The organism is Yinghuangia aomiensis, assembly GCF_039542225.1.
GTDB lineage: Bacteria > Actinomycetota > Actinomycetes > Streptomycetales > Streptomycetaceae > Yinghuangia > Yinghuangia aomiensis.
The window spans coordinates 18,088-41,536 of record NZ_BAABHS010000048.1; the positions used below are offsets into that span (position 1 = coordinate 18,088).

A 23,449-nucleotide genomic window follows, 5' to 3' on the forward strand; every position below is an offset into this window, starting at 1 on the left:
CCGCCTGTCACTTAAGGAGGAAAATGTCCGGATTTGTCGTGAAGCCAGAACCGGTTCACGTGCCGGGATTGGTGCATCTGCACACCGGGAAGGTACGCGACCTTTACCGGAATGCGGCTGGTGAACTGGTGATGGTGGCCAGCGACCGCACGTCCGTGTACGACTGGGTGCTGCCGACGGAGATCCCGGACAAGGGTCGGATCCTCACCCAGCTCTCCCTCTGGTGGTTCGACCGGATTTCCGACCTGGTCCCCCATCACGTGATCTCCACCGAGGTGCCCGAGGATGCCCCGGATGACTGGGCCGGTCGCACGCTGGTGTGCCGGCCGCTGCGGATGGCCCCGGTGGAGTGCGTGGCCCGCGGCTACCTCGCCGGCTCCGGGCTGGTCGAGTACGAGAAGACCCGCACGGCCTGCGGCGTCGCCCTGCCCGAGGGGCTGGTGAACGGTTCGGAACTGCCCGAGCCGATCTTCACCCCGGCGACCAAGGCCGAGGTCGGCGAGCACGACGAGAATGTCACCTACGAGGACGTGGTCCGTACGGTCGGTGCCGACACGGCCGACCTGCTCCGCCGGACCACGCTCGCGATCTACGGCCGGGCCCGCGACATCGCGGGCGACCGCGGCATCGTTCTTGCCGACACCAAGTTCGAGTTCGGCTTCGACGGAGACCGGCTGGTCGTGGCCGACGAGGTGCTGACCCCGGACTGCTCCCGTTTCTGGCCCGCGGAGCAGTGGGAGCCCGGCAGGCAGCAGCCCGCTTTCGACAAGCAGTTCATTCGCGACTGGCTCACGTCTCCGGCTTCCGGCTGGGATCGTGACAGCGAGCTCGCACCCCCCGCGCTGCCCACCGACATCGTCGAGCAGTCCCGTGCACGCTACGTCGAGGCTTACGAAAGGCTCACCGGTCTGACCTGGGCGTAGCTCAGCCGGGAGCCTCGTCGGGAGAGCGTCGGCGCGGAATCTGCGGCCTTGGTGCTAAGAGGTCCGCAGTACAGAGTGCGGAAGGTCTACCTTCTCGGCCAGGGCAGCGCCTTTACCGAAGAACTCGTCCCGCATGACCTGCGTCTGCCGGACGAACCGATCCCCGCTGTAGCCGGTCCGGGCATGCAGCACCCTCAGGTTGTCGAAGAGCAGCGCCTCGCCCGGCCGCAGCAGGTAGGAGACCAGCTGCGCTGGGTCGTAGGCGGTCCGGAAGGCCGTCCGCAGCGCGGCGTAGGTGGACGCCATCAGGTGATCGTCGACGCAGATGGCGGTCATGGTGCGTTCGTTGAGCCGGACCTCGATCACGTCGCCGTCGTGGTCCAGGACGATCGCCGGCAGGTCGGAGGTGATGACCTGGTCCTCGATACGCCGCTCGTGGCGCACGGGGACCTTGGTCAGCAGTTCGAAGGCCTCAGGGTGTTTCTCCCGCAGGATCGCAGCGACCCGGAAGGCGTCGACGAGCTGCGATACTCCGCCGCCGTCGGCGCTCGGCTGGATGCAGTGGAAGATGTTGATTCCGGTGGGGACCCGGCGGTAGGCCTCGTCTGTGTGCGGCAGCAGTGGCCCCGCCAGGTCGGCGAGGATCATCGGTTTGGCGCGCGTGATGAGGTCGAAGATCCGTCCGTAGTGGGTCTCGCGGATGTAGCCCACCTCGTTCGCCAGCGTCTCGATGGCACCGTGCCCGGTCCCGAGGCCGCGCACCAGCACGAAGCCGAGTTCGGAGACGCTCGCATGTAGCCGGTAACGCTCCGCGTCGTCGACCAGGACCCGGTCCCACTCGACGGCGGGCCACTCGGGGAGGCCTGCGTCCCACAGCGTCCGGTGCGGCTTGCGCCGTGCGCGAAGCGGGGCCGGGGTGTACGCGTTCCGGAGCAGCCAGTCGGCGTCGTAGCGTGAGCTGTGCTCGTCACCGGCCCAGATGACGCGCAGGGTGGCCCCGTCCGTTTGCACCTTGGCAGGGGTGACGTCGTCCGGGATGTCGAGTAACCGCTGCAGCCGGCTGCCGCTTTCGTGGGGTCCGCAGGCCTCGCACGCGCAGTTGTCCCGCAGCCATAAGCTGTGGAACCGGCTCTGCTGGCCGTCGCCCCACGTGACCGTCAGGGCGTCGTTGGCGATGTCGGTCGCGCGGATGTGTGTGTCGTTCATGGGCATGGATGGTCCTAGTTGACGAGGCCAATAAGCGGCGGCTGATCGCGGGCGGTCATGTGGGCTGCGGTCACCGGATTCGTCAGTTCGCCGACACCGTCGATCCGGACCGAGATGCTGTCGCCTTCCGTGAGGAATATCGGTGGTTCGAGCTCGCCCAGGTCGGACGGCGTCCCGGTGAGGACCACGTCGCCGACCTCCAGCGGAACCCGCATGGAGATCTGACTGATCAGCTCCTGCACGCTGAAGACCATCCCGGCGGTGTTGCCCTGCTGGATGACCCGGCCGTTGAGGACGGTGCGGAGCCCGAGCTCGTTGACGTCCTCGATCTCGTCGGGAGTCACCAGGAAAGGGCCCAACGGAGCGAAGGTCTCCAGCATCTTCCCGCCGGTCCACTGCGAGGTCTGGAACTCCAGGTCGCGGGCGCTGATGTCGTTCGCGCAGGCGTATCCGGCAATGTGCCCGTTCGCCTCCGCGGCGCTGATACGGGCGGCACGCCGTCCGATCACCACCGCCAACTCCCCCTCGGGTACCGCCTGGTCGGTGTTGTCCGGGATGACAACGGGTCGGCCGTGCCCGTTAAGGGAGGAGGCGGTCTTGTGGAAGAGCGTCGGGTGGAGTGGGACGGCCTCGCCGAGCTGCGCGACGAAGCTGAGGTAGTTCATTCCCACCCCGATGACCTTGGTGGGGCGCAGCACGGGCGGGAGCAGGTCGAGGTCTTCCAGAGGGTGCCCGAACTCCCTGACGGTTGCTGCGCTTTCGGGCCGGGCCCTGAATCGGGCCACTGCGTCCGCGATCTCGTCGAGAGCACCGGCCAGCAGTGCGTCTTCCACGGAGCGGAATGCGCGTGCCGGAGCACGGTCCGCGGAGGATGGCTGCCCGGTGAGCACCGCATCGAGGCCGACCACGAGGTCGTCGAGGAATACGCCCAGGAAAGGCGTCTGCTGCCGAATGTTCTTGTGCTGGTAGGTCACGAGGCGCACGGACACGTCCTTTGACTCGGTGGTGGTGCCGACAGCGTGTGCCGAGGGCTCGTCAGTTGGCGGTCCGGGGGCTGGGGCGCAGCGCGTGGTTGCCGTCGCAGAGGGGTTTGAGCGCGGAGAGGCCGCAGCGGCAGAGCGCGATGGTCTTGCGGCCGGGGTCGATTTCCGTGCGGTCGCTGTTCTGCAGCGTGTACGGGCCGCGGACGATCAGCGGTCCGTTCTCGTACACCGTGATCTCTACGGGCGGGGTGGTCTCCGACACGATTTGTCCTTGTCTGGGGAGGCCGCGATTTTCCCTGGCGCAAGTTCGCGTCAGGGAAGATCGCCGACGGGTGGTCCGGTCAGACGGGAGTGGGGACACGAAGTGAGGACACGTTGTCGGCCCAGGCGTGGGTGGCGGTGTTGGCGAACATCCCCCGGATGTCCAGGGTCGCCGCAGCGCCGATCATGACCCGGACGGTCTCCTCGGGGTGGTCGTGCGCGAAGGCACCGCACATGTCGTGGGCGGCGAGCTGTTCGTGGACCGCGTCGGCCGTGATGTGCTCGTCGTAGAACCACCGTGCCCGGTCGCTGGCGCCGACCCGGGCCAATGCTTCGCTGTACTTCCGGTTGGTGATGGAGGAGCCGATCTCGGTCACCGCGAGATTGCCCAGCAGGGCGCCCCGCCAGCGACGGTGCAGGCCGAAGAAGGACTTGAGGTTGTGGATGGCGAGTGCGATCGCGGGGATCTGCTCGATGTAGGCGCCGTAGCCGGGTTCGAGATCCAGCTCCTCCATCAGGTAGGCGTACAGTTCCGCGTGCATCCGCCCGGGCATGCCACCGCCGTACTCGTCGGCTTGGATCTCCACCAGGGCGCTCTTGGCCCGTCCGCTCACGCGGGGGATCGCCCAGGTGTGCGCGTCGCCCTCGTGGAGGTTGTCGATGGAGCGGTGGATCACCAGTTCGCGGAACTGCTCCAGCGTCGCCGTGTGGTGGATGAAGCGAGGAAGCGTCGAGGTATGGGCTGGTGAGGTGAGCTCCATCAGGTACGTGGGGATGTCGGCGGCGGGTACCGGTGCGGTGATCTGCAGGTCTTTCGTGAAGTCGCGTTCGAAGACTTCCTCCAGGCCGGCCCGGATCTCCAGCAGGGAGGGCTGCCATTCCCATCGCTCGTCGACGTCGTCGAACGTGCCGTAGTGCATGCCGTAGCAGACGAACAGGCTGATCTGGACGTCCTCGCAGGTACGGGCGTCCTCGTCCGAGCGGGCGCGGGCGGCGACGAGCTTGCCCACGCCGGGTGGAAAGGGGCCCGGCGCGTGGCGCATCCCTTCGAACAGCTCGGTACTGATCGGGCCTCGTGGTGCGGGGAGCTTCATACGGTTCTCCGGTTCTCGGAGCGGACGCCGGAAGTCAGGGTCGTGCCGCTCGGCGGTGGACCGGACGGGTCCGTGACGAAGCCGAGGGCGTTCAGGATGTCTTCACGGGTGCGCAGGGTGCGGCGGTGCTGTTTGCAGTGGGCGAGCAGGGCGTCGATGTCGTCGCCGGTGACGGGGAGCGCCATTGCGTCGAGTACCGCGCTAACGGCAGGCCGGCTGCTGTTCGGCCCTAGGAGCAGTTCCTGCTCCCGACCGAGTCGCCGTGCGCTGACCGCCGAGTAGACGGCATCCTCGAAGTCCGGGCCGAGAGCCCGTGCCTTGAGTACCGCGGTGGCGTGGGTACCGGTCGACGTGCTGAAAGCGTCGGCCCCGACCACGGGCAGGTGGGTGGGGATCTCGACACCGGTGGCGGCGGCGATCAGCTCGCACATCGGAACGAGCTGGCTGAGGTCATACCGGGGGGTCCCGGCGTTCACCAGGAGCACCAAGAGCTGTTCGAGGGGCGTGTTGCCGGTTCGTTCGCCCAGGCCGGTGAAGGTGCCGCTGATGAGGGTGGCGCCGGCCTCGATTGCGGCCAGTGAATTCGCGAGGGCCAGGCCCTTGTCGTTGTGTCCGTGCCAGGAAAGTTCGGTATCCGTGCCGGACTTGGCGATCAGGTCGGCGACGAACTCGGTGTGGCGCGAAGCCCCGGCTGGCACGCAGTCGCCGGCGGTGTCGTTGAGGACGACGCACTTCGCGCCCACGTCGAGCGCGGCCTTGACACAGGGGGCGAGATAGCCCGGCGGTGTGCGGGTGGAGTCTTCGAAGGCGATGCGGAAGTCGAGTCCTTCGCCCGCGGCCAAGCGGGCCATGGCCTTCAGCCGCTCCAGCATCTCCCGTACGGACCAGTTCTCGACCCGTGCCCGGATCGGACTGCTGCTCAGATAGAGGTCCGCCGTCACCGGGGCCGACTGCTGCTGCTGGATCTCAAGGACCGCCCGAACGTCGGCGGCGACGGCGCGGGCCATCAGGACCGGCTCTTGGGGGAGCTTCTTGTCGGCGAGGTGGCCGACCAGTGCGGCACACTGCTCCCGCTCTGCGGCGGACGCCGCGGGGAATCCCAGAAAGGTGACCTGGACCCCCACCTGAGCGCTCAACTCCAGCATCTGCTTGCGTTGTTCGAGCGTGGGCCGGTGGACGCGCACGTTCTGCAGGGACTCCCGTACGTCATCCTCGACCCGTACCTGGTCGTAGCGGCCAAGACCATCCGGGTTCCATGAGTGCAGCCAGTCGCGGGCCACCGCATCCGCAGCAACGGTCACGACGCCACCGGTAAGCCGAGCCGCTGGCAGACCTCGGCGAGCTTGGCGGCCGCCTGAGCAAACATGGCCGGCTCGCGCATCAGAGCGACTCGGAGATAGGAGTCCCCGAGCGACTCGTCGGTCCAGTAGAACTGATTCCCCGGCAGGACGTGCACGTTCTCCCTGCCCAGGACCTCGGTCAGAGCGACCGCAGGAATCTCCGCCTCGATCCTCAGCCAGGAAACGCTCATGAACGGACGCTCGACCGGCGTCAGGAAGGTCGGCTCAAGCGCGGCGTAGAGCGCGGCTCGGTTCTGGTCGGACACGGCCCGGATGTGCCCGCGGCCGTCCTTGGCCGAGAGCTCGAGAAAGTCCGTCATGAGATCGATGGCGAACGGCGAGACGTGGAGCAGGAAGTCCGAGTTGATCCGGGAGATCGGATCCACCAGGCGTTCGGAGACCGAGATGAACGGCGCCTTGAGCTCCAGGCTGGGCCAGGTCTTGCCGGTGTCCTCGATGACGATGCAATCGATGCCCGAGTCGATCAGCATCCGGTACTGGTCGTAGACCTCGCCGTCCGGCACGTAGAAGCGGAAGCAGGAGTCCAGGATCAGCGTCTTGTTACGCCGTGCGCAGAAGTCGATTATTCGGGAAAGATTGTTCTTCCCGGCCATCGACCCGGTGGGATTGTTTGGACTCACCAGGAACAGGACGTCGGTCGTCACCCGCTCCAGGAAATCGTCCAGTACGTCTCCGCCGGCCTCCAGGAGGTCGTCCGGGAACGGGCTCAGCGGAATCTGGTGACGTCTGAGGATGTCTTTGAGGTTGTCGAAGCACGGCTCGATGAGAGTGACGGAAAGATTGTTCAATCGAAGGTAATTGGCAATGATCTCGATCCCGGTCGACGCCGTGAAACACGGGAACATCTCGAAGTGCGAGGTGTCCAGCGTCTGGGCCGCGAGCGAGAAGAACGTACCGAAGTAGGTGGCCTCGATCGCCTTGTGACGACGGCGGTCGACCTGGCGGAACTTGCTGGGCGTGGCATCGATCACGGCCTGTTCGGCCGCGTTCCACTGCCGGTAGGCGTGGCCATCGGCAAGGTTGTACTCATTGCTGAGAACGGCGACCTGCCGCTCAGTAAGATTACGCGTCAAGGGAACTCTCTCGAGAAAGAAGGGAAATGGCGAAACGGGCGAGGATTGGCCCTAATGCGACCGTAGTTGCATCACATAGTCCTCGCGGCGGCGAGCATGCACTGAGCCCTCGAATTTGTCGATAGCGACCTTATTGAAACGGTCCGACCCGTCGAATTTTCAGAGGGAGCGTACTCGCTGCGTGGGGGGCGGCAGGGGCGATCATGCGCCCGTTGGACACTCCGCATCGGCAAACATCGATTTCCAGACGACGCTATTCACGGTCCATGGGCCCGGCGCAGATGCGCAATATCGTCGCGGCTCGAGCCAAGCCTTCGGCAGAGCGATCACACACAGTGGACTCCGTGAGGGAGGAGGTACGGTCCTCGGCGGTCGGGTGCCCTGGGTAGCCTCGCGTTCCGATCTCTCTCACTGGTTGCGCGACTCCAAGCAGCCGAGCCTCCCCCGGCGGTTTCCGGTGCCTCCGGGGCCTTCGCCGTTCTTGACTTTCAACGTGCCCGCCCGGATACGGACTGTAGTCAGGCAGGCCCACGATTGAGCTACCCGTCCCCCATAGCTCGATCGCCACCAGCGTTTGCCGTATCGCCAGTGAACACCTTTCCCTGTGGACGACGTGGCCGACATCTGCAACGTCCGCTGACCCTCACCTGGCACCAAGCCGGACGAACTCATCGCGCTTGGCCCCCCCTGACAACACATCAACTGTCCGGCTCTGCTGTTCAGGGGTATGTGGACCGCCGCAACGTGTGGCGTGGGGACACCGCATGGGTCGAGAAGGCCAGGAGCCGGCCAACGGCTGGGACGACCGTGTCCAGGTCTGGCGCTACCTGACCTGGGCCGCCGCGCACAGCGGCGGGGTGCACGGCATGGGTGGGTACCGCCCGTCCTGCGCGCCAGACGCCCTGCAGGACGACGACGAAATCGAAGGTCGACTTCGGTGCCGCCTGAGTCCGTCTCCGCTCCGCGTCCTAGCCGTCACGCGCGCCGAGCCGCCATTTTGCTGTCGATGTGACGCGGCGGCTCCGGCGGGATTTCGGTCGCGATTTTGTTGATTCTGCTGTCTTTTCGATGCGTTCGCCCCTACGGTGGTCGGCCCCGGGAACGTGATCTTCCGGTCATGGGACGAGGAGGCGCCATGCGAGCAAAGGTTGCCGTGAGGCAGACGTCGCCGTGTACGCGGTGCGGTGCGCCAGTGATGATGAACGCCTTCGCCAACGGCGAGGTGCTGGAGCTGTGCGCGGCCTGCGACCGGGACGACCCGGCCGCGGCGCAGATGATTGCTTGGGTGTTGGTCGACGGTCGGGGCTCCGGGGGTGATCGCGCCGCCACGGAGGAGGGGGCGCGGTTGATGACCGCGTGGATGAAGTCCGAGATGGCCAAACGCGGCTGGGAGTGGGTCGACACCGAGACCGGCCGCGCTACCTGACCGGCCGCAGCACCAAGCTGCGGCGTAGGGCCCGCCCTGGGGAGGGGAGAGGAAGGGCGACGGCTGCCGTCTGCGCTGCGGTCTTCCGGCTGCGTGCTCCCCGTCCAGCGCTGGCGCGGCCTGCCGTGAGCAGGCCGCGCTTTCAGTGCATGCGGCTTCAGGTGTTCACGACTTGGAGTTCGCCGACGCGGATGTCGCCGACCGTTGAGGTGCGGGTGACGCCGGGGATGGTCCCGGTGGCGCCGGTGCTCGCGGTCCAGGTGACTTTCCAGTGCGTGGTGGCGGTGACGGTGAAGGCGTCGTTCGGCTGGCCCTTGGAGATGTGCTGGTAGGCGTAGCCGCACTCCGGTGACATCCGGTCGCCGTACGCGGGGTCGTACGGAACGCCAGGGGTGGTGCAGGTGACGGTGTCGCCGTCGCCCATGTCCCACACGATCCGCTCCACCGCCGCGGTCAACGTGAGCGACAGCGGGCCGTCGGCATCCGTATCGGACGCCGGCCCCCACGTATTCGCATTCGCGTCGACCCACAGCCACACCGGCAGCGACACCAGCCCCGTCTTGCCCGGGCCCGGGGTGAGGTGCATGGGCGGGGGCAGCAGCCGCAGCTTCGACAATGCGCGACGCGCCAGTTCCTCCGGCGTCATCGTCGCCGCGGCCGGGATCGGCAGCCACCGCAGGTTGCCCTGGACGCCCTCCTCGCCGGGCAGGCAGTAGGTGGGGTTGTAGAACCCGCCGGACGTATCACCCGGAGACTTGCCGCTGGTCTGCCACACCGGGTCGTCCGGCGCGGGAGCCGCAGCCGCGGTGTAGTAGCAGCCCTGGTAGAAGAAGCCCTTGCCCGGCAGGGAGCACTGCACGGTCATCGCGCCCCACGTGCAACCGGGGGCCGGGCCGCTGCCCGAGGTGTCCCCCGACGGGGTGGTGGTGCCTGGGCTGCCGGGGGTATCGACGCCGACACAGACCAGGCGGCCGTCCTTGCAGCCCCCTTCGGCGTGGGCGGGCGTGGCGGCCAGGGCGCCGAGGGCCGCTGCCGCGATCACGGTCCCGAGGACGGACAGCGTGGTGACACGGCGGTGTGGGCGGGTCAACACGTGCGCTGCCGGTCGGATGTCACGCCGTCGACGCGCCAGGCCCCGCCGTCGCCGTCACGGACGAGGGCGGCGGTCTGCACGTACCGCGGCGCCTGCACGTTGGTGGTCACCGGCTTGCCCGCGGCGTCGACCAGCTTGATCGCGGACACATCCAGGCACGCGGTGATCGTCGCCCGCGGCGGGGTGCTCGCCAGGTCCAGCACGGTCACCGCCGGGGTGCGGACCACATCGCCCGTGACCCGGGTCTTCTCCGCCTCCATGTCCAGGCCGATCGCCTGGTACTCGGTCCGGGCCTTGTCGGTCATGTACGTCTTCTCGTCGCCGCCCATCGCCGGGGCCCGGCCCTCGTGCTGCACGCGGTCGGAAGCGGCCGCGTACTTCGCGTACGCGGCCAGGACCTGCTCGCGCGCCTGGTCCTCCGCCGACGGCGACGCCGGGGCGGATGGTGAGGACGGCGCGGGCGGCGGGCTGGACGCGGCCGCATCCGATCCCGAGTCGGACGAACATCCGGCAGCGGCCAGGAAGACCCCGGCCATGACCGCGGCCGCGGCTGTCGTTCGCGTGCGCACCCCTATGCCCCCGATCGGCGTATCCGCCATATGAAGATCACGTTCGTACAGGACCCTAGCCAACCGCCCGCCTCGCACCCGCTGTTGCTCCGGAGCCCGCAGCCAAGCAAGCCCGTCCGCGCGGGCCGGGGCAGTCACCAGTGCCTGCCTCGGCCGGACGCGCCCCGCCCGTCCTCGAACGGGTGCCCCCGCCCGGACAGCCGCATGACCACAGCATGGAACCCGTCCGCATGGCTCGCATACACGTCGGCCGGGACGATCCCGCGTAGCGTGCGACGACTTGTACTCAGCGGCCGACCGTGCACGCCCTACGCAACCACGATCCGGAGTTGGCGGCCGCGACTGTTGTTCGGAGCATCGGCGGCTGCTAATACCGTTGGTATGACGGAGATTTCGCCGGAGACTTCGGAAGGCAGTGGGATCCCGCGCAGTCGCGATGACGTGACGCACCTGCACGATGCTGCTCCGGGTGTGTACAGCGGCGTCACCTGGCAGGTGGACGGGGTCGGCGGGTTCCGCGACGCCGCCGAGGCCGCAGACGCTTGGGCGATGGCGGTCTCCGACGTCGAGTCAGAGCCCGACCGGTATATCGCGAACTATGGCTGGATCGACCGGCAGCTGGAGAAGGAAGCTGCCATCATCGCAACGCGACGAACCCCCGAACGGACCCGCCCCACCGAGGCGACGCAAGCCCCGGAAGAGAAACCCAAAGACACGGGCGAGTCACCGGTGGCAGAGGCAATGCGCGCGCTGGACAGGCGACTGCAGGAGCTCCTGTACGCCATGGCCCCGGAAGAGTGGGAGAAACCTGCGGGAAGTTCGGCCCCCGAAGCTTCCACGGCGGTCCCAGCCGACCGGGCCGAGCGACCCAAGCGATCATGGCTTGCAAGGCTTTTCCGCAGGTAGCAGCCTGGGCCGTCAGCCTCCCTCCTCGTCGTTTGTGGGGTGCTGAGCGCACAGGCTGGCACTCGCCCGTTCCGCTGACGAGCCAGCCGTACCCTGCGGGGCCGCCCGATTGACACGGCCCTGACGAAGCGCACATGCCCATTGGGCCTATCCGGTGCGGCGCTCGAGCCAGCCGCGGCCGGGGAGGTTCACGCCGACGCTGGTCGGCCGATCCGCTCCCACCGTGCTTGCGCCAGTGCCACCACGAGCCGCGCCGGGAGCGCAGGTGCGGGCAGCCCAAAGTGCGCCGGCCTCTCTCCCCGCCCCGGGGAGGGGAGCCCCGGCCATACGCCCCAACGCGGACGATGGAACCAGATTCGCGCGCCCGGCGCGGAGGCGCCGGGCAGTCTTCCGGCGGGGTTGTCCCGTTCAGGGCCCGGGCAACGTCCAGGCGCAACGTCCGGCCGCACCTACGCGGTGGACTCTCGAACTCGGGGGGCACGCACCATGGGCCGTCACAAGGTGGACCTGCAGCTGGCGTACGAGCCGCGCGAGGAGTGGGCGCACTTCGTCCTGCACATCGAACCGGAGGGAGGCCACGTCGCCTCCGCGTTCAACCGGGCCTTGTCGTTCGAGGAACGCGACAGCCCCTACGTTCACGAGTGGTTGGGGCGGCTCCGGTCGTGCGAGCCGACCGCGCTGCACTGCGCGCTCGTGGAGAAGGCGAAGATCCCCCGCCTGTTCCATCCGTGCGTGTATGACGACAAGGACAGCCCCGCCGCAGTGCAGCGCTCAGGCTGCACCTGCCGCCAGACCTGGTACGACCCCGAGTTCGGCCTCCCCGTCGTCGGAGAGCACTACCGCACCGTCGGCGGCGCGATCGAGACCTGGACGTACCTCACCTACACGCCGCTCGCACTGCGCGCCAACGACACCTTCGAAGCCCTGATCGTCGACGCCCAGGCAGGGCAGTACTGGATCCGCACCGGCGACGGCATCCTGGCGCTCGCGCCGCAGGACCGGCTGCGCGGCTTCAACATCGGCTACGGCGGCGGCGGCCCGACCGAACTCGCCCGCTACATCCAACGGATCGTCGCCTCAAGAGGCCGCGACACCGGTGTCGACGTCACCCGCCGACACCGCGATGCCGACCTGCCCCGGCACATCCACGACTGGGTCTCCAACAAGGCCGCGGCCGTCACCGCCGAACTGACCCTCGAGGACCTGGCCGCCATCCAACGCGGACACCGGCGCGCCTGAGGCAACACCTGCAGGAACGCCGAAAAGGCGGGCGCGGCATCGCTGCTGCGCCCCCATTTCGGGTTTGTCGTTGGGTGTGTTTACAGGAGGGTGCCGTCGTCATGGCCGCGGTGGGGCCATGCAAGGTCGGGGTTCCCGCCGCAGCCCGTCAGCGCGTCCTCGGCGGCAGCGGCTCGGTCGCGTGCGGTGTCGGCGTCGCGGGGGTTCGCGGCGGGGCCGCGTTCGGCGGCCCAGACCGCGTAGCGCGCTCGGCGCAGGGCTTCCTCGAGGTCGCGTAGCGGCCGGGCGGCGCGTGCGCGTGCGTGGGCGAGGAAGACGCCCAGGTCGTGCGCGACACGCAGCGGGGCCGCTGCCCCGAACGTGCACCACGGCTGGGCGGTGGCCGCGTCGTGGAGGACCAGGTCCACGTCCCGCGGCGCCATGTGCGTGTACGCCACCGACCCGCTCACCCACGGCCCGTCGTCCGGGGCGAGAGGGGCCAAGGGCCACCGCTGGGTACGGATCGTGACCTGCTCCCCGTCCGGCGCCACCTCGGCCTCCAGGAATCCGCTGCCGTCGAAAGGCAGGCTGAACAGCGTCACGAACGCACCCGGCCCGCCGGCGCCCGCAGTTTCGTCCTTCGTCGTGTCGTTCATCGCCAGTCGAGTCCTTCCTTGGCGAGCAAGTCGAGTTGCTGGTCGCTGAGTTTGGCGCGGCGGGACTTGGTGTTGGAGAGCCACACGCCGAGCTTCACCAGAGCGCCGCCCTCGGGGCCCGCTTCCAGTACCTCCACGTGGCCCCTGGGAACCGTCACAGAGCCAGTCCGAGCGTTGTCTGCCGGATCGTTGCCAGGCCCTTCTCGAAGGCTCCGGAAGGGCCTCCTGAGGCCTTCTGAGCGGCTTTCGGGGCCTTCCGGGTCTTGGGGGCCGGCCAGGGGCTCGATGCCGAGTTCGGTGAGCCGTTCCCGCTGCGCGGTGCTGAGGCCTTGCCACACCACGGGCTGCCGCTGGCGGTCGAGCCAGTGTCCGATGTCGTGTCCGTGGATGGTGACGCCGGGTACCAACTCGTCCAACGCCGCGCCTGCGGCGAGGGATTCGCGTACGCCGGCGTAGTGGCGTTGCCAGTCGAGGGGCCAGGTGGGGTTCCAGTCGGGGTCGATGGCGGCGAGGGCGGCTGCGCGTTTCGGGTGGTCGGTGAGGGCGCCGGGGCGGCGTTGGTTGGAGAGCCATTGGCCGACGGGTTTGTCGAGGGCGGTGGCGGTGCGGGGTGCGGCGAGGGTGCCGTGGTTGGTGAAGTAGACGCGTGCGGCCGCGAGTTGCTCGTCGAAGGCGGCGTCGGCGTGGTCCCAGACCATGCCGAGGCCGTTGAGGCGCTGGACCCGCAGCCCGGTGAGCTGGTCTGCGGCGTAGGCGGTGCGTTGTCGGTTGATCCAGATGCCGAGGGGGTAGCCGGCGGCGGTTGCCCGGATTTCGGGGAGGGGGCGTCCGGGGTACGGTCCTGGTCGTCGTCGGTGTCGGTGTCGTGGCGGGGGAGGGGGGCCCGCACCCCGCCCTGTCGTCGGCTGCCGGCCGCGGCATGGACGCTGCCCGGCCCCGGGGTGCCGCGGCCGCCCCGCGGGCTGCCTGCCCCCGCCGCGCCGTGCCCGCTCCGGGGGCTTCCTGCCGCTGGCCCCGCTGTGCTGTGGCTGTCCTGTCCGCCGTCGCCCGGCGCTGCGCCGCGGCTTCGTTCGCTGCTGTCGGCTGTTGTGTGTGCTGTGCCGTGTTGGGCCGGGATTGCAGCTTCTGCGGGGCTTCCGGGCGCCGTCCCGGCGGCTCCTGCGGGGCGTGGCCTGGTTGCTCTGCGTGGTAGGGCGCGGGTTGCCTGCCCGGCCAGCTGCTCGGCCCGTCGATGCCGAACTCCCGTACTACGTCGCTGACCGGCTCACCGAGCCACCTGGCCTGTCCGGGCTTTCTGCAGCTGTCACGGGCAGGTTGGCTTCACGGACGCCCCGAGCCCGAGCACCGGTACACGGTTGATGTGGTCGCCAGCGCTGGCGGACAAGGTGGTTCTCGTCGCCCTCGTGCACGAATACGGCGTCGGCATATGGCGATTGCCGCCTCCGCAGCCGCTGTACTTCGCGGGGCGATCGGCGCCGTGCTGTGCGTACCTCACTGCATCCGACTGGCGAAGCACACCCACCCCCACCTCGAGGCCGAGCCGGGCGGTGCGCCCCGACCGCCCCACCCTTGCCGCCCGTCGTGACATTTTCTTGTGTCTGCGTCATGTTGTGTACCGCATGCGTTAGGCTCTCCATCGCAGGTACATTTTTCCGGCTGCTGGTGTGGGCCGCGTGGTGCGAAGGGGGCGTTCCTGGTGGTGGCGTCGAAGCCGTCGAAGCGATCGAAGCCGTTGGGGTCGACCGCGGATCCGAACCCGAAGCAGGGGTCGGGGCGGTCGGGGTCGTCCCGGTCGAAGGCGACCATGAGTCCGGGTCTGGCCGGGGCGGGCGAGCGGACGGTGGAGGCCTCGGCTCCGGAGGTGTTGTTCTCGGACGCCGATACGGAGACCGTTCCGGCCAATGTACCGAACACCCCGGCTCCTGCTGCCCTGGCTCCTGCTCCTGCTTCCGCTGTGCCTGGCCGCGCCGCGAGTGTTCCGCCACCGGTTTCGGTGTCTGTCGGGCTGGCTGGGGGCTTTCAACTTCCGTCTCCGGGTGATGTGTTGTGGATGGATCCGGAGGTGCCGCCGTTCGAGGTCCTCGAGGTCTTGGCGACGGCCGCACAGCCTCTGGTCACGCCGCCGCGGGGTCGTCTCGCGGCTGCGGGCGGCCGGCCGTTGCGGGATGCGTTGACCGCGCTCGCGGAGGTGCGTGCGACCGGCGGTGACTGGCATGTGCTCCTCACCACCGACCGTGCCGTGTTCGGCAGCCCCCGGCACGCGGCCGCGCAGGAGGTGTGGGACCTCCTCGAGCTGACCTGGGCCCGCTACATCCGCCCCGCACTGCCCGCCCCTGCCGCAGACCCATCCGCAGCCGCAGGCGCGGCCGCGGCCCGGGTCCGGGCGTCCGCTGCGGCGGCTGGCGTGCCCCGCCGGACTTCCGCCCCGGCCACGCCCGCTGCCGCCGCTGTGCCGGAGACCGATGGACCTGCTCCGGGTTCGGCCGTGTCCGGTCGGAAGCGGGGGAGTGCCCGCGGGCCTTCGGCGTCCCCCGCGCCCGCTCCGGTCGGCCCTGCGGCGTCTTCCCTCGCTGAGACCTCCGCCCCGACCTCAGCGGTTGCCCCTGCCGTCATGCCGCCGTCCGTCCCCGAAGCCTCTCCCGCCCCGGCTGCTGTGTCGGTGGGTGTGGCGGCTGGTTTGGTGCTCCCGCCTCCGGACGACGGGTTCTGGTCCGCGGTGCCGGCGCGTTTCTCCCGGAACGCGAGCCTGGCGGCCCACCGGCTGGTCTCTCCGGCCCGTGGCCGGCTCGCGTCTGCCGAGGGCCGCCTGTTGCGTGGCGCGGTCACGGCTCTGGCCCGCGGCCGGGTCACCGGCGCGCACTGGCACGTCCTCCTGACCTCGCCCCGTGAAGCGTTCGGCGGCCCGACCAGCGCCCGCGCAACCGCCTTGTACATGCTCCTGCAGGACGCTGTCGAACAGCACCTGCGCCCCGCCCTGACCGGCCTGCCCTCCGGCCAGGACACGCCGCCCGAGCCCGCTTCCGCGGTCGCCGTATCCCCGACGACTCCCGCTGCTCCGGCCCCGGCCGCCGCTGCTGTGCCGGCCGGTGCGGACCCGGGCGATGCTGTGCCGGGGACCAAGTCGAAGTCGGTCCGGAAGCGTACGCGTTCGGCTGCTGCCTCGTCCGCTGCTGCTGTGCCGGCCGCTCCCACCGTCCCCGTCAGCCCCGCGGCTGCGGGGCTTGGTCCCAACGCTGTTCCGGGCGTCGGCCTGGCCGCTGCTGCGTCTGCCGGTCCCGCCGTCTCGGCCGACACCGCGGCTCCGGCTGCTGCTGGCGGCGCTCCGTCCGAGACCTCGACCGCCGTTGCTGCCGAGGCCCCGGCCCCGGTTTCTCCAGCGAGTGTCCCGGCGGTGCCTTCGGCGGTGCCTTCGGGGGTGCCGGGTCCGGCGACGTTGCGCGAGGCCCGGGCGGAGTTGCCGCGGTTGCTGCGTGCCGCGGCGGCGGGTACCGCCACGGTCTTGTCGTCCGGCGGCCACCACGCCGTCCTGACCGTCCCCGACGCGGCTGCGGCGCTGGGCTGGAACGTGGGCGCCGCCCCCACCCACGGTGTCACGGACGCGCGTAAGCGCTTGGGCGACCTGATCCAGGACGCCGCTGCGGGCCGCCCGCAGATCGTGAGCCGCCATTCCACCCCGGTCGCGATCCTGCTCCCCGCTGCCCCCGGTACCGGCCCCGCCGCCCCGTCGGGATCCGCCGTGACCGTTCCGGCCTCCACCGCCCCGGCCTCGGCTGCTGCTCCCGTGTCCGTGTCAGCGGGCACAGGGGAGAGCGCGGGCGAGCGTCCCACCGCGCCCGGTTCCCGTTCGGTCCGCTCCGCTGCGCCCGGCGTGTCCCCGGCCGCTGCGGCCGCAGCACCGCCCGCGGGTCCGGCCCCCACCAATGCCGAACAGCTGTCTGATGTTTCCCCCGCTGCCCCGACCGTCGCGGCTCCGGCTGCTGCTCCCGCCGCGGCCTCGGCCGTCCCCGCGGCTCCGTCGTCGACCGCTGCTTCCGCGGCGTCGGCGTCGGCGGGTGTGGGGGAGTCTCCCGCTGCGCCCGGCGCCGTCCCGTCTGCTGCCGGTCCGGCCGCGCCTGCCGTGGTATCTGCCGTCCCGGCCGCGTCGTCCGCCGTGCCCGGGGAAGCCGCCGCTGCGCCTGCCGGCGCTGGCCCCGCCGCGGGCGCCGGTTCCGGCGCGGCCCCGGCTTCTGCTGCTGCCGGTCTGGTGCCGGTTCCGGGCCCCGGGACCTTGCATGCGACGCGTGCCGCGTTGCCGAAGCTGTTGGACGCCGCCACCCAGGGCACGACGACCAGCATCGCGACCGGCCCGCACCACGCTTGGCTGACCAGCCCCAAGGCCGCCGCCGCGCTGGGCTGGGACCTCACCACAGCTCCCGCTTACGGTGTCGCGGACGCGCGTAAGCATCTGGGCCGGTTGGTCCAGGACGCCGCGGCGGGCCGCCCGCAGGTCGTGAGTCGCCACTCCCACCCGGTCGCGGTGCTCCTCCCCGCCACCGCCGTCCCCGCCACCGCCGTTCCGGCCGACGGCCGGGCGGTGCCCGGTACCGGCCCCGCCGGGCAGGGCCCCGCCGGGCAGGGCCCCGCCGCCCTGCCGGGATCCGCCGCGCCCGTTCCGGCCCCGGCGGCCGCACCGCCCGCCCCCGGCCCGGCGGCCGCCCCCGGGCCTGTCCCCGCTACGGCCCCGGCGGCCGCTCCGGCTCCCATCCCCGACGTCCCGGCCCCCGCGGCGTCCGGCGCCCCGACCGCCCCTGCTGCGCCCGGTGTTCCGGCGGTGGCCCCGGCCGTCTCCGAAGCCGCCGCGGCGGCTGCCTCCGCCCGTACGGCCCCCGCGGCCGCGTCCGGTTCCACCCAGGGCCTGGCCGCGGGCTTGGCGGGCACCTTGGCCCCAGTTGCCCCCACCCCGGCGGCACCCGTCCCTGCTGCCGCGGTGCCGGCCGCTCCTGCCCCCGCCGCGACCCCGGTCCCGCCCGCTGCCGCGGCACCCGCGCCGGCCGCGACCCCGGCCCCGGTCGCTGCGGTGCCGGGCCCTGCGACGTTGCACGAGGCCCGGGCGACGCTCCCGCGCCTGGTCAAAAACGCCGCCGCAGGTATCCCGACCCGGTTGTCGTCGGGTGGCGACCACGCGGTCCTGACCGCCCCGGCGGCCGCTGCCGCGCTCGGCTGGAACGTGGCCGCGGCGCGGGTGTATTCGATCGTGGAGGGCCGCCTGCACCTCGGCGACCTCGTCCGCGCCGCAGCCCAGGGGCGCCCGCAGGTCCTGCGCCGCCACTCCACCCCGGTCGCCGTGCTCCTCCCCACCACCACCGGTGCGCCCGGCACTCCGGCCACCGGCACTCCGACCGCGCCCGGCACAGCGGCCGTTCCCGCCCCCGGCGCGCCCGCGCCGCACCCGGCAACGACCCCGCCCGCCACCGCTCCGGCCCCGGCCGCCACGCCCACCGCCGGCGCCCCCGGCACCGCGACCGCATCCGCACCGACCGCCGGGCCTGCGCCTGCTCCGGCCTCCGCCACCGCGTCCCGCCCCGCGGCTCCGGAACCCGCCCCCACTCCCGGAACGGTCCCACCCGTCCCGTCTCCGGCCGCAGCCCCCGCTGCCATGCCCGGCCCTGCCGCCCCGACGCCCACCACGGCTCCCGCTGCTGCGCCCGGCGTCCCGGCCGCCGCGTCGGGTCCTGCGGGCGCCACCGCGCCTGCTGCTGCCCCCACAGCCCCGGCCGCCGCTGCTGCGCCCGGACCCGTCACCGCCCTCACCGCTGCCGCGGCCCCCGCTGCCGGGCTCGGCGTCCCGGCCGCCGCGCCGGGTCCCGCCGTACCCGCCGCCGCTGCGGTGCCCGTGCCCGCCCCGCCGGCTGGTTCCGCGCCCGGTGGCACGGTCCCGCCGACTCCGGAATCCGCGCCCCCTGCTGCTCCGGCTCCCGACGCGGCCCCGCCTGCCTCCGCTGCTGCGCCCGCCATCCCGGCGCGCCCCGCGGAGCCCACCACCGCACCACCCACGCCCACCGCGGCCACACCGGCCACCGACGAGGGAGCCTCCATCACGCCCCTGCCCGCCCCCACCACAGCGCCCGCCCCCGCCCCGGCCTCCGCTGCGCCCGGCCCTGCCGTTCCCGCTGCTGCGCCGCCCGCCCCGGCCGCTGTGCCCGGATCCGACCTCGCCGTGACGCCTTCCACCGCGCCGGCCGCCCCCGCCCAGACTGCGCCCGACCCCGCTGCGCCGACCGCCGCCGCGCCTGCTGTGCCGCGGTCCCGGCGGTCGTTGGCCGTGTTCGCGGATGTCCTGGACACGGTCCTTGCCCCGCCCGCCCCCGACAACGCCGACGGCACCGATGCCGAGACGCCCGCCGCGGGGGCGGCGCTGGGGATCCGCGTCCTGGACGACCTCCTCGGCCCTTTGCAGCCCGGCCGCCTGTACCTCGTCGCCGCGGCACCCGGGACCGGCGGGAGCCTCCTCGCGACGGCGGCGGCCCGTACGACCGCCCTGGACCGGGACCTGCCGGTCCTGTACGCCGCGTCGGGCCTGACCGCCGCGGACGTCACGGCGCGGATCGTCGCCGCGCATCTGCCGGTGGACTACCGCCGCCTGCGCGCCAGCCGGCTGACCCCCGCCGAACAGGACGACGTCCGCACCCTCTACGGCGAACTCGCCGCCGCCCCCCTGTACCTCGACGACGGCGCGGGCCTGACCGCCGCGGACGTCGCCCAGTCCGCGGCCGGCGTCGAGGGCCTGGCGCTGGTGGTCGTCGACCGCCTGCAAACCGCCCGGGACACGCGCCTGCCGCTGTCCGGCCCGGCCCAGGTGACCGACGCCGTCCAGGAGCTGGCGCATCTGGCCCGCACCCGCCGCGTCCCGGTCCTCGCCGTCCTCGACAGCCCCGCTGCCGTGGGCCCGGACGCGGCGGCCGCGGGCGACGCCGCGGACGTGCGGGTGCTCCTGACCGCCGACGGCTCCTGGGTCCACGCGACCGTGGCCGAGCGCGACCTCGGCGTCCTCGGCGACACGGTCCTGCACGCGGACCTCGCCCACGCCCGCCTGCAGAACCCGCCCGCCCGCCCGGCCCCCGGCAGCCTGCCGCCCACCCCGCCCGGCGCCGCGCCCGGCCCGGCCGCGCACGGCCATGTACCGAACCTCCCCGCCACGCCCGGCCCTTCGCCCGCCCCGCCGGCTTCTGCCACCAGCACCACCGCTCCCGGCCAGGCCGCTGTCGTTCCGGGGGAGTGGCCCGAGGTGACCCGCCCCGGGACCGCGCTGCACCCTGCCGCCGGTCCTGCCCCGTCCACGGCAACGCCCGCGCCCGCCGCGGTCGGACAGCACGCCGCGGATACCCCCGCCCGGGCCCCGGAGCAGCCTTCGGAGCCCGCCGAACCCTCCGCTGCGCCGCGCACCACCACCAAGCCCCACCAAGGCGTGCAAGCCCCGTCCACACCCGCGCAAGCGCCCGGTCAGGCGCCCGCTGCGCCGCACACCACCGCCGCGCCCGGACGGCGGACGGCCGTGCCCGTGGGGGAGGGGCGGTACGGCGGCCGGGACTACTCGGACCACACCGCCGTGATCACGCGCGCGGTCGACCGGGCCCTTGCCGAGCACGACGGCGACGTCGAGGCCGCGTCCGCCGCTCTGGAGAAAAGGGCTATTCCTGATGTGATGGCGCTTTTCGATTCCTGCCGGGTGGGTTCGCGGTACGAGCACACCGTCTATCCGGAACTCCCGGAAATCCTCCGGAAGAAGACCCGTGCGGGGGTGGACGAGGTGTGGGAGGGCCGCCACAAGTGGTCCAACGCGGTCCTCTTGGGCGAGTTGGAGGCCGGCCGCGCCCCGGTGACCGTCGACGTCCTGGACACGAACGCCGCGTTCCTGTCGGCGTGGAAGGCGCATCTGCCGATCGGGAAGCTCGTGCACGACCCGAACGGCGGTTTCGACCGGAGGCGCTCCGGCATGTACCTGCTGAAGTCCCGCCCCCGGTGGGCGCATCCGCAGCTTCCGGACCCGATCGGGAACCGCCGCGAGACCGGCCCGGTCATCCTCGGCGACCCCACGGTCCGGCTGCTGATCCGCTGCGCGGAGCAGGGGCTGTGCGAGGCCCCGGCCATCGCCGAGAACTGGACTTCCGGCGCGTCGGAAGACCTGCTCGAGAAGCTGCGCCGGGTCCTGACCCTGGCCCGCGAGGACGCCATCGAGAACGGCGACACGGTGGCCGAGGCGTACATCAAATCCATGTACGCGAAATTCACCTCCACGATCGGGGAGTCCAGCTCGAACCGCGACCTCCGCCGACCCGAGTGGATGCACATCATCCGCTCGCAGGCCTTCGCGAACCTCTGGCGAAAAGGACACAAGGCTTATCAGGCCGGTCTCACCCTGGTGCAGTTGCGCGGCACCGACGAACTCCACGTCACCGGCGGCGATTGGCGGGAGATTTTCCCGGAGGGCCGGAACGTGACCCAGACGAAAACGAAAGACCGGTACACCCTGCCCCGCACATCCGAAGAAGAAGCAGCCGGAATTGAGGCCGGTGCCGAGGCGGAAGAGGGGGGCCGGTAGGTGTCGACCGACGGATGGCGGGTCTTCGGGACGTACGGGGCGGACCGCGACCCGGGCAACGTCCACGGCAAGACCGCGCTCGGCCGGGCCCTGGAGGACGCCCTGGAGCGGATGATCACCGAGGGCGGCATCAAGTCCCCGGTGACGACCCGCCGCGGCCTGAGGGCCCGCATGCGCTACCTGACCACCCACCAGGGCGGCCCCGCGGCCCTGGCCGACGCCGGCGTCACCGCCACCGCGGCCACGCTCCGCGCCTGGACGAAAGGCGCCCGCCGCCCGCGCCCCGCCAACGCCGAAGCGATCGACACCGCGTACTGGAACCTGCGCGCCCGCAACGTCCTGGCGAACCCCGGAGCCCTCAAGCAGCACCTCAACAACAACGGCCGCGGCACCGCCGTGGAGATCCACCCGGTCAACCAGGACGTCGTCGTCCCGTCCCGGCGCCGGGACAACCTGCGGATGCGCCGCCTGCAGGTCCGGTACATCTGGGACGACGCCGTCGACGCCCTCGCCGCCGGGAACGAGGCGGCTCTCGCGGACATCTGGGACGACGTCATCGCCGAACTCGACTCCGACTGGGGCGCCTACACCTACGTCTCCCACATCGGCCTCGGCGCCTGAGGCGTCCTCAGCGCGCCGGGGACCGTGGCGTGCCCGCAGGCCCGGGCGCGGGGGCGCCGTGGCCGCCCTCGTCTCCCTCGTCTCCCTCGTCTCCCTCGCGCTCGTCCGTGCCAGCGTCCGGGACGGCGAAGAGCCGCAGGGCGACGCGCCGGGCCCCCTCGGGGGCGTCTTGGGGGGTGTGCCCGTACTTCCACAGCAAAGCGCTGTACTCCTCGACGAAGGCGAGGAGCTCGTCTTTGGTCATGTGGAAGTTGCCGCGCATCAACTGCGCCCAGCCTCCCGGGCCTTCGTATTGCGTGAGGACGCGGAAGTAGAGGTCCACGTCCTGGTCGGCACGCCTCCGGGTGAAGGCCATGGCGGCGGACAGCTCCGCGGCGGCCATCTTCTCCGGATCGGGCATCCGGATGTCGAACGGCAGCGGGCGCCACCATCGTTCGCGGCCGGTCGAGCGCTCGGTGATTTCCTCGACGAAGCCCTGCTCTGCGAGTTTGCGCAGGTGGTAGCTGGTCGTCCCGGTGCTTTCGTCGAGCGCTTTCGCGAGTCCGGTGGAGTTTGCCTCCCCGTGCCGTTGTAGATGGCCGAGGATGCGTCGGCGCAGCGGGTTGGCGAGCGTCCGATAGATCGCGGACCGGTCGCCGTTGCCGGATGCGGCGCGCTCGGGTGGGGGAGGGCTCATGCCTCCTCATGGTACAGAATAATCGCAAAAATCTTTGCAGAAGATTCTGCAATCACGTACCGTGGGGTTGTGGGCCGGTGCGGCGACCTGCCGGCACCGCCCGACTGCGGGGAGGAGCACAGGACATGGCAGAACGATCCGACACCGTCCGGGACTGCGGCGGGCCGGCGTCCGGCGCACCCGACGCGGCCGCCCGCCGCGACCCGGCAGTCGATGCCCTCGTCGCACGGCTGGGCGACCGGATCGACGACCGGGTGGCCGAGGCCTTCGACGACCAACTCGCCGACCGGCTCGCGGAGCCCGGACTGCTGGGCTGCGCCGCCGCCAGGGACCGCCGGACCGGACCGGCGGTCGTGCTGGGCTCGGCGGCCATCGGTGCCGCCGCCATTCCGTGGGCGGCCGACGGAACCCCTGCGGCGCTGACTTCCTGGACCGGCCTGGCACTCCTCAACGCGGTCTACTTCCTGCGCCGCACCTGACTCCCCCCGCCGGGCGCGGGAGGGGGCGGAACCGCGACCCTTCTCCGTTCGGACAGGACGCGGCGCACGTCACGAAGCAGACGGCCCCGGCCGATCCGGCATCCCGGTTCTCGCGGGCACGCCCGCCCGGGCCGCGCCCTGCGGCCCGGGCGCGGACCCGACCCGCGGCCTCGGCAGCCGCCCCGGCCGGTGCCGGACGCCGGTCCCCTGGCCTGCGGGCCCGACCGCCGTCCCGCGCCGTGTCGGGCGCTCGGCGTCTCGGCTCCGGGCCGGAACTCGCCGGCACCGCCGGTCCGGGGCAACGACTCCTGCCCGGTGGACTGCGG

18 protein-coding genes and 2 pseudogenes are annotated in these 23,449 nt (G+C 71.6%); 8 read left to right on the top strand and 12 right to left on the bottom strand.

What is annotated here, in order from left to right:
• The first annotated feature begins 23 nt into the window (after nt 1-23).
• On the top strand, nt 24-923 hold the full coding sequence (locus tag ABEA93_RS37840) for a phosphoribosylaminoimidazolesuccinocarboxamide synthase (protein ID WP_345680539.1): 900 nt from the start codon (nt 24-26) through the stop codon (nt 921-923).
• 54 nt (nt 924-977) lie between these two features.
• Here the strand turns inward: ABEA93_RS37840 and ABEA93_RS37845 are convergent, their stop codons facing one another.
• The 6 genes from ABEA93_RS37845 to ABEA93_RS37870 all read right to left on the bottom strand — a co-directional run bounded on the left by ABEA93_RS37845 (nt 978) and on the right by ABEA93_RS37870 (nt 6,901).
• Nucleotides 978-2,129: a TauD/TfdA family dioxygenase gene (locus ABEA93_RS37845; protein ID WP_345680510.1), complete on the bottom strand. Its 1,152-nt coding sequence runs from the start codon at nt 2,127-2,129 to the stop codon at nt 978-980.
• Nucleotides 2,130-2,143: 14 nt separating this feature from the next.
• Nucleotides 2,144-3,112, bottom strand: a complete 969-nt coding sequence (locus tag ABEA93_RS37850; RefSeq protein WP_345680511.1) for a fumarylacetoacetate hydrolase family protein — start codon at nt 3,110-3,112, stop codon at nt 2,144-2,146.
• Between the two features lie 52 nt (nt 3,113-3,164).
• Nucleotides 3,165-3,374 (bottom strand): CDGSH iron-sulfur domain-containing protein, encoded by a 210-nt coding sequence (locus tag ABEA93_RS37855; protein ID WP_345680512.1) that lies wholly within the window; start codon nt 3,372-3,374, stop codon nt 3,165-3,167.
• Between the two features lie 79 nt (nt 3,375-3,453).
• On the bottom strand, nt 3,454-4,467 hold the full coding sequence (locus tag ABEA93_RS37860; RefSeq protein ID WP_345680513.1) for an iron-containing redox enzyme family protein: 1,014 nt from the start codon (nt 4,465-4,467) through the stop codon (nt 3,454-3,456).
• Nucleotides 4,464-5,768, bottom strand: a complete 1,305-nt coding sequence (locus ABEA93_RS37865; protein ID WP_345680514.1) for a LeuA family protein — start codon at nt 5,766-5,768, stop codon at nt 4,464-4,466. Before ABEA93_RS37865 ends, ABEA93_RS37860 begins: the two co-directional genes overlap by 4 nt.
• Nucleotides 5,765-6,901 (bottom strand): pyridoxal phosphate-dependent aminotransferase, encoded by a 1,137-nt coding sequence (locus tag ABEA93_RS37870; protein ID WP_345680515.1) that lies wholly within the window; start codon nt 6,899-6,901, stop codon nt 5,765-5,767. Before ABEA93_RS37870 ends, ABEA93_RS37865 begins: the two co-directional genes overlap by 4 nt.
• Before the next feature lie 1,135 nt (nt 6,902-8,036).
• On the opposite strand from ABEA93_RS37870, the gene ABEA93_RS37875 reads away from it, so the two are divergent.
• Nucleotides 8,037-8,327 carry a DUF6300 family protein gene (locus tag ABEA93_RS37875; RefSeq protein WP_345680516.1) on the top strand — a complete coding sequence of 97 codons (291 nt, stop codon included), beginning with the start codon at nt 8,037-8,039 and terminating at the stop codon, nt 8,325-8,327.
• 157 nt (nt 8,328-8,484) lie between these two features.
• Here ABEA93_RS37875 and ABEA93_RS37880 read toward each other — a convergent pair whose 3' ends face one another.
• Together ABEA93_RS37880 and ABEA93_RS37885 are read right to left on the bottom strand one after the other, a co-directional pair.
• Nucleotides 8,485-9,420 (bottom strand): hypothetical protein, encoded by a 936-nt coding sequence (locus tag ABEA93_RS37880; protein WP_345680517.1) that lies wholly within the window; start codon nt 9,418-9,420, stop codon nt 8,485-8,487.
• A complete protein-coding gene (locus ABEA93_RS37885) occupies nt 9,414-9,989 on the bottom strand; it encodes a hypothetical protein (protein ID WP_345680518.1) in 576 nt (191 codons plus the stop codon). The genes ABEA93_RS37880 and ABEA93_RS37885 overlap by 7 nt, the downstream gene beginning before the upstream one ends.
• A gap of 381 nt (nt 9,990-10,370) precedes the next feature.
• Between ABEA93_RS37885 and ABEA93_RS37890 the strand changes: the two genes are divergently transcribed.
• Both ABEA93_RS37890 and ABEA93_RS37895 read left to right on the top strand, forming a co-directional pair.
• Nucleotides 10,371-10,895: a hypothetical protein gene (locus ABEA93_RS37890; protein ID WP_345680519.1), complete on the top strand. Its 525-nt coding sequence runs from the start codon at nt 10,371-10,373 to the stop codon at nt 10,893-10,895.
• Between the two features lie 486 nt (nt 10,896-11,381).
• Nucleotides 11,382-12,134, top strand: coding sequence for a hypothetical protein (locus tag ABEA93_RS37895; RefSeq protein ID WP_345680520.1), 753 nt, complete (start codon nt 11,382-11,384; stop codon nt 12,132-12,134).
• 80 nt (nt 12,135-12,214) lie between these two features.
• Here the strand turns inward: ABEA93_RS37895 and ABEA93_RS37900 are convergent, their stop codons facing one another.
• The 3 genes and pseudogenes from ABEA93_RS37900 to ABEA93_RS37910 all read right to left on the bottom strand — a co-directional run.
• The gene (locus ABEA93_RS37900) at nt 12,215-12,769 is read right to left on the bottom strand and encodes a hypothetical protein (RefSeq protein WP_345680521.1); all 555 of its coding nucleotides are present in this window, start codon (nt 12,767-12,769) and stop codon (nt 12,215-12,217) included.
• Nucleotides 12,766-13,467 (bottom strand): helicase associated domain-containing protein, encoded by a 702-nt coding sequence (locus tag ABEA93_RS37905; protein WP_345680522.1) that lies wholly within the window; start codon nt 13,465-13,467, stop codon nt 12,766-12,768. Before ABEA93_RS37905 ends, ABEA93_RS37900 begins: the two co-directional genes overlap by 4 nt.
• 9 nt (nt 13,468-13,476) lie before the next feature.
• Nucleotides 13,477-13,581: pseudogene (locus ABEA93_RS37910) on the bottom strand (helicase associated domain-containing protein); the annotation flags it as partial.
• Between the two features lie 2,120 nt (nt 13,582-15,701).
• On the opposite strand from ABEA93_RS37910, the pseudogene ABEA93_RS42240 reads away from it, so the two are divergent.
• The 3 genes and pseudogenes from ABEA93_RS42240 to ABEA93_RS37920 form a co-directional block, all read left to right on the top strand.
• Nucleotides 15,702-16,457: pseudogene (locus tag ABEA93_RS42240) on the top strand (type II toxin-antitoxin system Phd/YefM family antitoxin); the annotation flags it as partial.
• A 600-nt stretch (nt 16,458-17,057) separates the two neighbouring features.
• Nucleotides 17,058-21,347, top strand: a complete 4,290-nt coding sequence (locus tag ABEA93_RS37915) for a type II toxin-antitoxin system prevent-host-death family antitoxin (protein ID WP_345680523.1) — start codon at nt 17,058-17,060, stop codon at nt 21,345-21,347.
• The gene (locus tag ABEA93_RS37920; protein ID WP_345680524.1) at nt 21,348-21,968 is read left to right on the top strand and encodes a hypothetical protein; all 621 of its coding nucleotides are present in this window, start codon (nt 21,348-21,350) and stop codon (nt 21,966-21,968) included.
• A 7-nt stretch (nt 21,969-21,975) separates the two neighbouring features.
• On the opposite strand, the gene ABEA93_RS37925 is transcribed toward ABEA93_RS37920, so the two are convergent.
• Nucleotides 21,976-22,644 carry an ArsR/SmtB family transcription factor gene (locus tag ABEA93_RS37925; protein ID WP_345680525.1) on the bottom strand — a complete coding sequence of 223 codons (669 nt, stop codon included), beginning with the start codon at nt 22,642-22,644 and terminating at the stop codon, nt 21,976-21,978.
• Nucleotides 22,645-22,769: 125 nt separating this feature from the next.
• On the opposite strand from ABEA93_RS37925, the gene ABEA93_RS37930 reads away from it, so the two are divergent.
• Nucleotides 22,770-23,123: a hypothetical protein gene (locus tag ABEA93_RS37930; protein ID WP_345680526.1), complete on the top strand. Its 354-nt coding sequence runs from the start codon at nt 22,770-22,772 to the stop codon at nt 23,121-23,123.
• Nucleotides 23,124-23,449 lie beyond the last annotated feature (326 nt).